Here is a 13,546-nt window from a genome sequence, read left to right as displayed (position 1 = left end):
CCCTCTTCTGTTACAATATTTTACATATTTGGTATGATGTATATGAGTTCTATGCATATTAAGGGAGGAATGGGAATGAAGAGGTTCATAACACGTGCAAGTGGTAATACAATCTCAAAAAAGTTAGTTTTAATGATGTTGCCGATGGTTTTAATGATATTGATGATTACACCATCGAATGATGTATCGGCAGCAAATCTATCAAGAGCAGGTTCACTAAAAGGCGTGAATTTATTTAATGGAAGTTGGACAGTTGCTATACAGGCAGCAAATTTACAATATGTTTCTGCTGAGCCATCGGGTAATGTAGTAGCAAATCGTAATGCAGTTAATGAATGGGAGAAATTTGAATTAATTCCGACTGGGGAATTATATACGTTTGCTTTAAAAGCAAAAAGTAATGGAAAGTACGTTTCGTTTGAGCCAAACGGTAGAGTAGTAGCAGATCGTACATCAATTGGGGCATGGGAAAAATTTATCTTATATAATGGTGGAGACAATAGGATATATGTATTACAAGCACTAAGTAATGGTAGATTTATATCAGCAAATGGTGGTAGAGAATTAACTGCTAATAGTTATGTAGCTGGAAGTTGGGAAAGATTTGTTATTGTATACTTCTAAACTTTGAAGTGTTATATATCTAAATAATAATGGCATGTTTAGTTTGTATAAACGCCTAATACAAGAAAGTATTAAGTATTTAATACAAGTGTATATTAACATGTAAAAGGGCTGCAAGTAATTAGCAGTCCTTTTGCATGTTAAATAAGGACTTACTGAGGTTATAATGAAAAGAAAAAGAACCCTATAGGGTTCTTTTTCAAGGCATATTAACAGTAAGGAGAATCATGAAATGCTACTTCAAATCTTTATTAGGGGAAAGATTTTGAATAAGCTTAACATACATCTATTTTTACATAAATGTAAGATATAGTAAATTGATAATGTTTATACTTATTATTGCTAATATTCAATTAAGATAGTTAATACTATTTATATAGTGTTAACTGGTGTATAGTACAGTATAGATTTAGAAATTTAATATTAGATTACATTTGTTAAAAAAGTTAATAGATATATTTTTTCAAATTCTAACTAACATTTAAACGGTTTTAATTGAAATTGGTTGTGTATTAACCTTTATAAGCCAATAAAATAAACAAAGACCCTGTAATAAATACAGGGCCGGATACAGGGTTAAGGGAACGCATAGTTTCTTAATATCATAGTAGCATATATTCTTTGTATAGCTACATGAGGATTTTGACAGAATTAAGAACAAGACAGAAATTCTGTAAGAAAGCAAATATAGTGCTGGAAATGTGATTGGAAATTAAGTTATAAGTATATTGAAATAGATGAAAATTCTTGAGTGTATGATTAAATTACCTTTAAATATGAGGCTTAGGTTAGAGGGCTAATTGGATCTTACTAAATAGGAGAAATGTTTTTTAGATTAAAAGAAGAAAAGACACCTTTTGGGTGTCTTTTCTTTAGATAAACAGTTCACATATTGCTGAATTAGATACGAAACCATAATTCGACTAAGAAGTAAATCTTAACATAATCTGAACAGAAAAAATATGTAATATTACATTTTTAGTTTTTAATTATTTTACTCAATATAGAGAAGCAACGTAAATAAAAGGGCATGCAGTCGTATCTGCAGCCCTTTTTAGGAGGAATTCAAGACACCATTAGGACACGTATCGGTAAACAGGTTCAAAAATAGTATGTGTGAAAAGAAAAAGTCCTATACCAAAAGTAGACAGGATCTTATCTTTTTTACATTTTAAAAAATGAAATGCTGTCCTTTTGAAATCAGTACAGCACACATTTGGTTTGTAATGAAATTAGAAAAAGTATACATGAAAATGGCAGACAACTATTTTGTTGCCTGCCGGTGCCAGTGGATTGAATGAGTTAGTCAATTCAATAAATTGTGCTATCTCATTACCAGAAGAGTGAAGCCGCTAGTTCAAACGGCTTAGACATAGTTTGTTTAATAAAGAAAAAATTATGGGTAGAAATTTTGTTTGCTCTATATGAAAAGATAAATAGATATTCATCAGACAAGGATAATTTAGCATATCTTGAATAGGGTGTAGGAACGAATTAAAGAAAGGGATATTTGTTTAGGAAGGGACTGACTCAGGAGTGGGACTTTCGGACAGGGTTTGGGGAGCGGTGATTGCCTTTGGCATTGCGACTAATATCGTTGCTTGTATAATGGCAGTATACATTCAAAAATATGAGCTAATGATAAATCATCTTACAAATATTTTATTTTTAATAATTATCTCTTTAACGTTTATAAAGATGAAAATTAACAGATGGGTGGCTTTAGGATTTACATTAGTTGTAATAGAGAAAGGTATTAAAGCGGGCTATGACTTCTACACACATAATTATTATAGTGTCAGTTGGAGTTTAGCTATCATTGTCTATTGCATATACGAGATGGAAAAGTATTATATTGAAATAAACGAATAGGCGCAACAAAAAGGTGTTAGTAGGTGGAATTCTTTTTAAAATACTATAAAAAAGACACTACAAGAGTGTCTTTTTTTTGAAAATACTCTATAATTAACTTTGGGGAAGGTAATGTTAGAGTATTCGTTTAGCATTATCTTTATATTTGATAAACCATGAAATCGAAAGATTTTGTGGTTTATTTTATGAACAATAGATATTACAGTATTGGCAGTGAGTTATTAACCATTTTAAGCATTAGGGGAGAATGGATTAAAAGTCTAACATCGAATAACGGTTCCGGAATATAGTGTTGCGAAATGATCTCCCATATCCCAAACGGTACTTGCCTGTATATAGCCCTTAAAGCCTTCTGAAGAATAATAAATCTCTTTTGGTATACTTTCTTTAGTTTGGAAATGTGCTTTAGAGTACTTTACATAATGGTTTTTAACAACTTTTGCTTCTGGAACAATAGTGTTTTTTTGTTCCAATTTTGGCCTAGCACTAGAAGGTGGTATGAATTTTATATTGTCTTGGTAATTAGGATCTAAGGTGTCAGCTTGTACACTGTGTGACGAAACAAAGGTGCTTAGACTACTTCCCGCGATTAAAGTTGCAAATACTAACTTTGAGAATTTTGTTAATCTACTCATTCTATAATCTCCTTTTTATTATTTTGTAAGGTATCTCCTTACACCTCACAGTCTATATCCACTACAAAAGGGTGTACATACATATTGATAGACAAAATTCTACAAAATACCGCATGTTTTTGGGATTTATGTATAATAATCCAATGTCTAATAATCTATCAAAAGTAAAAAGGTAGGTCTTATATAAAAGAAAATGAATAATTTATGCAGGTAATGTATATGGAATTATTGTTTAAATATTCTAAAATGAGTTGATAAAGATGTTGGTAGGTTTTTTGGAAAACAAATAATTCCCTAGGTGAAATTTGGAAGGAAGATTCTCTGTTAGAGTTTTTATAAGGGAATTCATTTTCGTAGATTCAAAATGTAAAAATAACTAAAAGAGCAAGTGTTTCAATGGGTAAAAAGCTATGTTGAGTCTTTTTTCTCTGTCGGTGGTCGTCTAATCAATGAAATGACGGATGCTTATGATAGTTTGTGTCTAGCAACATTCGTGTATAAACGAATGAATTAAGAAAAGGGTGAAATATTGGATAACTCGAAATGGATGCCTTTAAGTAATGTTGATGATGATGAGGAAATTTGGGTAGGAGCAAGAGTTAGGGTGTACAATGTTGGTATGAATAGAGAAGATAAAGAAAATAATTTCTATGAATATATTATTTCTTATATCTACGACAACACTAACTACTTACAACTAACTAATTTAACAACAGGAAAAGCAGGTTATATTATTTGTGTCATTGAAAAAGAATTACCAAATAATTATGCTTTGGGCAGAACATTAAAGCAAAGAATAGGTTTAGAAAATACCTATTTTAGATTTGAATAATCAACAAATAAGGGAAGCACCAACTCTAAGGTGTCTTCCCTTATTTAATACTTTTTATCAATAATCAATATTAACAGAGCCTAAATAAAAAAGTGAGAAAAATGATAAACACTCTTCTCACTTTCATCAATTAGGGTGGCATATACATAAATATGCGTTTGGGTGGATTTTGGATGAAAAATCCACATGCATAGTATAACAAAAAAATTATGGCTTTTCGCATGTAATATTGCATATGAAAAATAGTAAAGTTTTAAATTTTAATATTAACAACTTATATATATGTGTTACAATGTAATTCTCTAATTTATTTTATTCTCCTATTTAGAATTTATAGTTTAGTGATTCAATAATACAAAAGTGGTTGTAATAAATAGATAAAACGATGAAATAATACAGTTAGAATGGTTAAAAGGCAGTTAAATATAAGTATTAAAAGAAATAAATTTACTTATTTATGTTTAGTGAATGTATTATGGTAAGAATTTCATCCGATTGGATTAGCGCTAAACTAGATTTTTATCCAAACAAATCCAATAATTATTTTTTAAATGAAGTATATGTTGCATCAAGTTTATTTGGAATAATTCGTAGTCTAATAATTGCTGAATCTAGAAAAATAACATATTCGAAAGGAGGGCAGATAAAACTCTGTCTGTGAAAATTAAATCTCTAAATTATAAAGTACGGATAATAGGATGTAATTGTGGTTTCATTTCGAATGGTACCATAAATGAATGTGGAAAAGTAAAGGAGAAAAATTTAAATAAACTATATAAGTAGTAAAAATGAAAAGGAGAAGTAGCTAGTGTTTAATATAAAAGAAAGATTGGGGAAAATAAAGCTTAAAACGAAGTTGTCTATGGCATTTATAGCAATATTAATTATACCAAGCCTTATCGTAGGAGTATCATCTTATAATAAAGCAAAAACAGATCTTAATGAAACAATTCTACAATCAGCAAAAGATAATATAAGTATTTTAGATAAGATTGTTGATGATGAATTAGAAAATAAGCATACAGATATCACTCATTTTGCAAAGGTACTCACACAAGGGGATTATAATCCTGAACAATCGCAAAATGTACAGAATAAATTTGATCAATATATACAGTTACATCCAGAGATAGAAACGATTTATACGGCATCCAGTAACAATCAATTTATTCATGCACCTGTTGGAAAAATACCAGAAGGGTTTAATCCGCTAGAAAGCAGTTGGTATAAGGATGCAGTAAAAGCAGATGGAGAGATTATTGTTTCATCTCCATATAAATCAAAGTCTACAGGAAATATGGTAATTGCAATTGCAAAGCAGAATGCAGATAAAAGTGGTGTCATTGGCGTAGATTTGAATATTAAAGATATCGTAAAAACATCCAAAATGATAAAAATTGGGAAGCAAGGATTTGTATCTATAGTTAGTCAAGATAAAACTATAGTTGTTCATCCATCACTAAAACCTGGAGAGAAATTAGATAAAACTTTAGTGGATGAATTGTACAAGACAGAAGATGGAGTAATTACTTATAGCCTCAATGGTGAAGATCGAAACATAAGCTTTAAGACAAATAAAAAAACAGGTTGGAAAATAGCTGGCGTAATGCCTACGAAAGAAATTGAAGAAGCTACCAATCCTATTTTTTATAAAACGCTCACTATAATAGGTGCTTCATTATTGTTAGGTGGAATTGTAATTCTATTCATACTCAAATCTATAATTACTCCACTAAGACAATTAGTCATTTCAGCTCAAAGAATTAGTCAAGGAGATTTAACCGAGAAAATAGATATTCGTTCAAAGGATGAACTTGGTCAATTAGGTGGTAGTTTCAATACAATGGCAGAGTCGTTACGTAATATTATTTCTCAAATTAACACATCTGCAGGACATGTAGCTGCGTCTTCTGAGGAACTAACTGCTAGTGTAGAGCAAGCAAGTGTTGCGACAGAACAAATTACAAAAGAGATGGAAGAAATCTCGAACAGTGCAGAGGTTCAAAATAATGAAGTTGAGTCTGGAGCTGAATTAATTGGTGAGGTAACACGAAATATTCAATACGTAGCTGAGAATGCTTCTGAAGTATCGGCTTCATCCATATACACTAAACAAAAAGCCAATGAAGGTGAACAATTAGTAGAACAAACTGTAACACAAATGCAGTCTATCCATCACTCTGTTTCTCAATCCGATAATGTCATAAAATTATTAGATAAGAAATCACAGCAAATTGGCAGTATATTAGAAGCGATTCAAAATATTGCGGAACAAACAAATTTATTAGCATTAAATGCAGCGATTGAAGCAGCTAGAGCTGGGGAACAGGGGAGAGGATTTGCAATTGTTGCCGATGAAGTTAGAAAGTTGGCGGAGCAATCATCCGAATCTTCAATGGAAATTGGAAGTTTAATTAAGGAAATACAAGCAGACGTATATGAGACTGTAAAAGCTATGAATGAAGTAGGCGTAGAAGTACAGTCGGGAATTAAAGTTGCTAACGATACAAAACAAAGTTTTTATGAGATTTCAAAATCTGCAAATGATATTGTGTCAAAAGTGCATGGTATGGTGGAACTATCTAATACAATGACTACTGATGCAATGAAAGTCGATACATCGATTGATCAAATAGCTGGCTGTAAAAGAAAATTCTTCAAGTATGCAAACGATAGCTGGTTCATCTGAGGAACAACATGCTTCTATGGAAGAGATAAATTCTTCAGCAATACAATTAGCACAGATGGCGGAAGAACTTCAAGAGTTAATTGGTGGATTTAAGATTTAAGTTGAGATTCTAGGAGAGAATGCTAGAATCTTGTTACAGAGTGGAAATGAAAAATCTTATAACATAGTAAATAAGTATAATATGTACTCTCTATGCGTATTGAACAGGCAGATAAGCCATTTAAAAACCCTCCATTTGGAGGGTTTTTAAATACATTTACATTAAATTTGTGGTGGTGCACCACCATAATCGCCAACACTATATGAAGGAGCAGGATAATGCCCATGAGTAGCAAGCTGATCTGTTTTAGAAAACTGAAAAATTCCCATCGTTAATACCCCAATAAAAGCAATGCTTGATAATAATAAGCTAATTTTTTTCATTATTTTAACACTCCTTTTGCGATTGATTTTTGTCTTGCTTGATAACAAATATGGAAATAGTCACTTACTTTTTGGTGGTTCTCTAATTGTCTACATTTTGTGGCAAATAATTCGGCGTATTCGACAACATATTCCCATAATTCTTCTTCCTCAAAGTATAAGATTCCTTCTTGAATGATTTTTTCTAATTCTTCCAATGGAATATTTTCGTTTAATTTTTTTAAAATAGAGAAGTGGTGTGTATATTCTTCGTTATGAATCTCTCTGCAAATCTGTAGTCCCTTATCAATGAGTTGGCTGGCCGTTGATTGTTCTCCTAACTTATAATGTTCCTTAGCTTGTAGGAAGATGGCCTTGAAGTGTGTAGGGATTTTCTCTGTTACTTCTGAAAGGTGACGAATAGCTAAAGTAGACATACTTTGATCAGAATACAGCCACCCCATAGTATTTTTTACGTATAACAAGGAATCTTCTTCCCTATTTTTTTGTAGTAAATCAATTGCACAATGTAGATATTCTTCTGCTTGTTCGTACTGTTTTAAATAGATGCAGCAACCACCTAGCAAACTATTACAAAAGGCTGTTTTTACTTCATAACCTTCGTACTTTGAAAAGATTGCTCTCGATTTATTTGCGTATTCGATAGAAGCGAGATTGTTATAGGTATGGTGATAGAAAGTAGCAATTCTATAGTAAAATTCGGCGTGTTCAATTTCATCTGGTATAGCTACCAATATTTTTTCTGCTAGTTTATAATGTTCCTCTGCCTCAGTATAATTTGATATAAAAGTGGAATGAATGGATTTGAAAAAATGATAATAGAATTGTAGAAATTGATCTGTAGGCATATCATAATCGCTAATAGTATCAAAACTATTTTGTTGAATACCAAGGCTATCTGTTAAGACCTTGTAACGAAATTCGAGTAGTGAATAGTATAGTAACAAATTTTGATCCTGATGCTCTTGATTCGGTTCAATGCTTAACTTATTAATTTTTTCATCAATTTTCTTTTTTAGATTAGTAGCTTTTATAACTTGCTGAGATAGCATAGATCGATACCAGTCGTTCAATAGAGAGGTTAATTGCTCATTTCCTTTTACTGAGACACTCATAATATACGCCCCCATTTTCTAAAAAAATCCTAATCCAATTTAATTATAAACATCATAACAAAATAGAAGAAAAAATGGAGTGATATTACAATATTTTTCAAGAAAATTCATAAAAAACAATCAATTTGTGTCGAATATACGTAGAATAAAACATCCAAAAATAATCAAAAGATGATATGAGTCTTTATACGTTCTATTAGGTGAACTAAGAACTGTGATTGAAGATTTATGAAATTTCTTTTTCTTAAAACGATCAATTATGTATTAATTTTTAGATTATTTTATCGGATAAATATAGTATGTATCACCACCAAATGTATAAATCTTGCGTATGTAAATAAGAAGAGAATAAAGGAAATAAAAAAGAACTTGTAAGAATTCCTACAAGTTCTTTTTTAGATAATGTAAAAGGTGAAACAGACTATGTCATTATTTGTAATAGTAAAATTATCTTACGTATGGTTTTATTTTATAGAAGATGTACTATATTGAAGATTTGTTCTTATTGTTGATTAAAGGGAAATTTAAGATTGGTAAGGGGAAAGTGCATAAAAGAGAAAGTCTCCTTTATTTATTCTGAAAAGATAATTCAAAAAGCTATTTGTGTATAGAATAAGCTATGCATAAATTCATCAACATTGGTGATAATAAATAAGAGAATCAATATATAAGCATAAACTTGTTAAAGCTCAGTGTAATTCTATAAATAGTAGATATAATTATCTGAAAAATAACATTATTTACTTTTCGAGTAGGATAAGTAAAAAAAAAAAGGAAGTTTTTCTTTGAAGAAAGCTCTTTTGACAGGAATAGATTTTTTCATAACTAGAACAAATAAATTAATAATCACATATACTGTATTGTCGTTAAAGCAAGACATTATTTTCTCAGAACAAGGGAATCACTAGAAAAATACGTGATTCCTTTATTCTTCAATATAATGTCAATAGTTGATTTGAAATAACCGAAGAAATAAAATTTTTGTTAATGGACAATCACATAATTTTAGGTATAGTAGGTTTATAATTTAGACTATAAAAATTAATGTATCTTTTATTATTTTAACCAAGAAGACTCCCTCCATAAGGAACTCACAGCAAGTATGGGTAAGTGGGAGTAGTTCAAAGCATGCAATATTGTTTGATTTGGCTAATACATAGATTTCTCATCTCAGAACTGGTGTAAGAATTATAATGTTTATACCATTCTATTGTATTTTCTAAAGTCTGTTGTAGGGACCATTTTGGCTGCCAATTAAGATTGAATTTTGCTTTGCTAATGTCAAGGTTTAGTAAATTTGCTTCATGAAAATTTATTGTACCTATATTTTCTGCTGTCCAATCCCCGTAGCCCCAAATGTCTAGTAAACTTGTCACTAATTTTTCTACTGAAACAATATTGCTTAGGGATGGCCCGAAGTTCCATGCTCCTGAAAAAAGGATACCATTATTTATAATTTTTTCTGTAAGGAGTAAATACCCGCTTAAAGGTTCTAGTACATGTTGCCAGGGTCTAATAGCAGTAGGATTTCTAATAATAATCTTTTTGTTTGATTCTAATGCTCGTATACAATCGGGAATAATTCTATCTATTGACCAATCACCACCACCAATTACATTACCAGCTCGAACACTTGCAATTATTTTCTTGTGTTGAGAAAATTTTTCTTCTGAAAAGTAAGAATTACGATAGGAAGAAATTAAAAGTTCGCAGCATCCTTTGCTTGAGCTATATATGTCATGGCCGCCCATAGGGTCAATTTCACGATAACCCCAAGGCCATTCTTTATTTTCATAGCACTTGTCACTTGTCACCATAATTCCTATTTTAGCTGATTCATGTAATCGAATTGCCTCTAGTACATTCATAGTTCCTACAACGTTTACCTCGTATGTTTCTCTAGGATATTCATATGAATACTTAACTAGAGGTTGGGCAGCTAAATGGAATACAATTTCAGGTTTATAATCTGTAAAAACGTTATTTAATTTATTAAAATCTCTAATGTCTCCACGAATATCAATTATATTATTTTGAAGGTTAGTAATGTTAAAGTTATCATTTTTATTTTTAGGATCTAATGAATATCCGATTACAGCAGCACCTAATTCATTCAACCATAGGGATAACCAAGAACCTTTAAAACCAGTATGTCCAGTAATTAAAATTCTTTTTCCGTAAAAAGCATTATTAAAGTTTCGGTTTAACAATTAGTCCACCTCCTTTAGTACCCTATTTTTAGGGGGTTAGGTATAAATGTTTATTATTTTTATACCAATTAACAGTTTTTATAATTCCTTCTTCAATATTAATTCTAGGTTCCCAAGAAAGAGAGTTTTTTATTTTTTGCACATCTGCTTCAGGAACCCATCTTTCATTTGTTCTAGAGGAAATTGCACCGTAATTTGGTCTGGAATTGGTTTTCAAATGTTTGAATAATAATTCTACATAATGTTTCAAGGGGTGAATAGTGCCGCTCCCAATATTAAAGATTTCATTTTGTACAGTAGTATTTTCTACTGCTAGGATACAGGCATCTATTACATTTTCTATATAACAATAATCTCTTAATTGATTACATAAAGTTAAATTTACATCTTTGTTTTGTAATACTCGCAAGATTATATAGCTAAAAATTTTATGCGGCTCTTCGCCTTCTCCGAATATGCCAAAAGGTCTTAATGTTATAAGATTAATATTGTTTTCGCTAGCAATTTGATGGGCGAGTATAGTAGCAGCAGCTTTGGTACTTCCATAGATGTCCACAGGAGTTAGTAACATATTTTCATGAATAGGTTCCATCTTGTTACCGTATTCAGAACTACTCCCAAAATTGATGATTTTTTTACAATTCACCAATTTTGCTGCTTGAATAATGTTACAAGTCCCTATAACATTTGTTTCTATAGCATGGATGTAATCTGTATGGGCAGAATTTACACCATAGGCTGCCAGGTGAAAGATATAATCGGGATTAATTTTCTTTATTGCATCTTGTACTTGTTTTTTATCTCGTATATCTATTTCATAGGTTTCAATATATTTTAGAATATCCTTTAGTCTCCAAGAATTTGATGGTGTTCTTATGAAAAGAACAATTTTTGCTTGTAAATTTAAAAGTCTTCGTGCCAAGTGAGAACCAATAAAACCGTATCCACCAGTAATAAGGAAAGTTTTATTTTTAAATGAAGCAATCATAGTGATAATCTATCCTTTATTAAGATGTATTTTTAGTTGCTGAAATAAATAGATTTATTTTTAAATAAGGAAAGTATCAGTCTTAATTGTGATGAGGGGAGGGGTATTTAAAATAATTTTTTATTGTTGTTGTATCAATTTGGTCAGCAAATAAAGAGGAGGGAGATTTTTGAAAAGTATTATGAAGGGTATGACATGTCTTGTTCAATTGTTCAATATAAGGAATGTATATATAATCTAAAACTGCTGGAGGTAATTCTAAAGTTTCTTGTTTCCATAAATCGAACTCATTTGGATTAATAATTTGCATACTTCCAAAATGAAAAGCTATTAATTCATCTTGATCAATAAAAACTTTATTATCTGTTTTGGATATAGAACTGCTATTTAAAATGACATTCCAAGGTGCTGCATCAATACCTTTATGAGTCATAATTTTTATATTAGAAAAGATGTTAGGAATGTGATTTAAATATTTTTGGTCACCCCATCTATTCATTTCAACATCATATTGATTATTGCAATATTCTAGGCATTTATCTTTCCACCATGTTAAAATTTCTTTACTATTTTGATCGTTTTTGAAGCCTACTAAACCAGCTTGGTATATACCGTGTATGCTTTCAATTTCAGTAGAGCTTCTTTGAGGGCAAAGGAATACAGAGTACTTCCACCATTCATCAAGAATGATATTAGGTGTTGTAAAGAAATACATATCAGCATCACAATATATAATGTGATCAACTTCCGGATAAAGACTAAGGACATGTAGACATAGGGGCGCTTTTAATGTCCAACAATATTCTTGTAAACTTCTATCATTTTTTATACTGAGGAGTTCATGATTTTCAATATCCTTTACCGGAATTAGTATGGCGTGCTTTAATTTTAATTTCTCTAATATTTGATACGTTAGATCATCCATACAACAAATCCATACAGTAAATTTAGCGTTGAAATTTTCTAAGGAATAATAAGAAGTCAATCCTTGGATTAATCGTTCTTTACTTATAATCATGGAAAAGTTCATAAAATGATTGGATTGATTCATTTTTCTTCTTAATTGTGAATCTTTATATAAAGTTTGAGCTTTATTTATATCTTTTTTACTTAAAAATTGTTTAGTATCTTTATTGAATTTATCCTTTAATTGCTTTAAAACAAATTGAATTCTCTCTAAATACGGAGTGTAAATATGGTTTAATATATTATTGGGTATTGAAATTTCTCCCAAAGACCAAAGATCAAAATCATTTTCAGTAAAGATAGTAATACATGCAAAATGGTAAACAACTAGTTTGTCGTTTTCAATAAATATATCGTTTTTAGTCTTGTCAATTTTATAATCGTTATTATATATACAGTTCCAAGGTGCAGCATTTATACCTAAGTTATTTGAAATTTTTACTTTTGGAAAATATATAGGGATATAATCTAAATACTTTTGGTCTCCAAATTTCCCCTCCTCAGCCTCGGCACTGCACCAATCTATACATTTATTTTTCCACCATCTTACACTTTTTAGTCCATAGAGATCATTCTTAAATCCAATTAGACCAGCCTGATATTTTCCATACATTTTTTCTACCCAATCACGATCTCTTTGGGGGGTTAGGAAAATAGAATGGTCACCCCATTCCTCAAAAATAATATTAGGGTCAGAGAAAAAGCATAAATCACCATCACAATATAGAATAGATGGTAAATCATAATTGACCAATAAATATTCTATCAAGACAGATTTTAAAGTCCAACAATATTCATTTACTTTTCTTTTTCTCTTAATTGCTTTTAGTTCACGATCTTCCAATTCTTCAACTTGTAAAAGGTTTACATTAATTAAACTCATTTCTTTTAATAGTGAATATGCAAAAGGATCTATACAACAAATCCACAATGTGAATTTTTCTGAGTACTGCATTAATGATTGCTGTAAAGCAATAATTTTCAAGACATACTCACTACCTACAATGACGCAGAAATGATTATTTAGATCATGTTGTTGATTATAGAATTGGGGATCAATTCTTTTTTGAGTATTTTTTTTGGAGAGATTTGAAGCTTTAATTCCTGTTGAAAGTGGGTTAACCATTTTCTCATTAGAGGGGATATACAATCGAGGTAAACTTATTTTTTTATCATTAGAGTTCAATGCTTA

Annotated in this window: 9 protein-coding genes and 1 pseudogene; 4 read left to right on the top strand and 6 right to left on the bottom strand. The window is 30.5% G+C overall.

What is annotated here, in order from left to right; translation table 11 throughout:
• Positions 1-75 precede the first annotated feature (75 nt).
• Both ACS2CR_RS15360 and ACS2CR_RS15355 read left to right on the top strand, forming a co-directional pair.
• Positions 76-624 (top strand): fascin domain-containing protein, encoded by a 549-nt coding sequence (locus ACS2CR_RS15360; protein WP_000819433.1) that lies wholly within the window; start codon positions 76-78, stop codon positions 622-624.
• A gap of 1,536 nt (positions 625-2,160) precedes the next feature.
• Positions 2,161-2,496, top strand: coding sequence for a hypothetical protein (locus ACS2CR_RS15355; protein ID WP_000524433.1), 336 nt, complete (start codon positions 2,161-2,163; stop codon positions 2,494-2,496).
• 260 nt (positions 2,497-2,756) lie between these two features.
• Here ACS2CR_RS15355 and ACS2CR_RS15350 read toward each other — a convergent pair whose 3' ends face one another.
• Complete coding sequence (locus ACS2CR_RS15350) at positions 2,757-3,131, bottom strand: hypothetical protein (protein WP_000088957.1); 375 nt, start codon at positions 3,129-3,131, stop codon at positions 2,757-2,759.
• 547 nt (positions 3,132-3,678) lie between these two features.
• Here ACS2CR_RS15350 and ACS2CR_RS15345 point away from each other — a divergent pair.
• Together ACS2CR_RS15345 and ACS2CR_RS15340 are read left to right on the top strand one after the other, a co-directional pair.
• The gene (locus ACS2CR_RS15345) at positions 3,679-3,963 is read left to right on the top strand and encodes a hypothetical protein (RefSeq protein WP_002062883.1); all 285 of its coding nucleotides are present in this window, start codon (positions 3,679-3,681) and stop codon (positions 3,961-3,963) included.
• Between the two features lie 808 nt (positions 3,964-4,771).
• Positions 4,772-6,752: pseudogene (locus tag ACS2CR_RS15340) on the top strand (methyl-accepting chemotaxis protein).
• Positions 6,753-6,913: 161 nt separating this feature from the next.
• Here ACS2CR_RS15340 and ACS2CR_RS15335 read toward each other — a convergent pair.
• The 5 genes from ACS2CR_RS15335 to ACS2CR_RS15315 all read right to left on the bottom strand — a co-directional run bounded on the left by ACS2CR_RS15335 (position 6,914) and on the right by ACS2CR_RS15315 (position 13,540).
• Entirely contained in the window at positions 6,914-7,075 is a 162-nt protein-coding gene (locus tag ACS2CR_RS15335; protein ID WP_053513957.1) for a hypothetical protein, read from the bottom strand.
• Positions 7,075-8,190 carry a Rap family tetratricopeptide repeat protein gene (locus ACS2CR_RS15330; protein ID WP_000116962.1) on the bottom strand — a complete coding sequence of 372 codons (1,116 nt, stop codon included), beginning with the start codon at positions 8,188-8,190 and terminating at the stop codon, positions 7,075-7,077. The genes ACS2CR_RS15335 and ACS2CR_RS15330 overlap by 1 nt, the downstream gene beginning before the upstream one ends.
• A 1,121-nt stretch (positions 8,191-9,311) precedes the next feature.
• Positions 9,312-10,400, bottom strand: a complete 1,089-nt coding sequence (gene rfbG / locus ACS2CR_RS15325; protein ID WP_053513959.1) for a CDP-glucose 4,6-dehydratase — start codon at positions 10,398-10,400, stop codon at positions 9,312-9,314.
• 28 nt (positions 10,401-10,428) lie between these two features.
• Positions 10,429-11,388, bottom strand: coding sequence for an NAD-dependent epimerase/dehydratase family protein (locus ACS2CR_RS15320; protein WP_000561952.1), 960 nt, complete (start codon positions 11,386-11,388; stop codon positions 10,429-10,431).
• A gap of 82 nt (positions 11,389-11,470) precedes the next feature.
• Entirely contained in the window at positions 11,471-13,540 is a 2,070-nt protein-coding gene (locus ACS2CR_RS15315) for a hypothetical protein (protein ID WP_053513961.1), read from the bottom strand.
• Positions 13,541-13,546 lie beyond the last annotated feature (6 nt).

The sequence above is a fragment of the Bacillus cereus group sp. BceL291 genome, assembly GCF_051776705.1.
Taxonomy (GTDB): domain Bacteria; phylum Bacillota; class Bacilli; order Bacillales; family Bacillaceae_G; genus Bacillus_A; species Bacillus_A cereus.
Note: the sequence above shows the minus strand (reverse complement) of the source record. Positions and strands in the feature narration are given on the sequence as shown.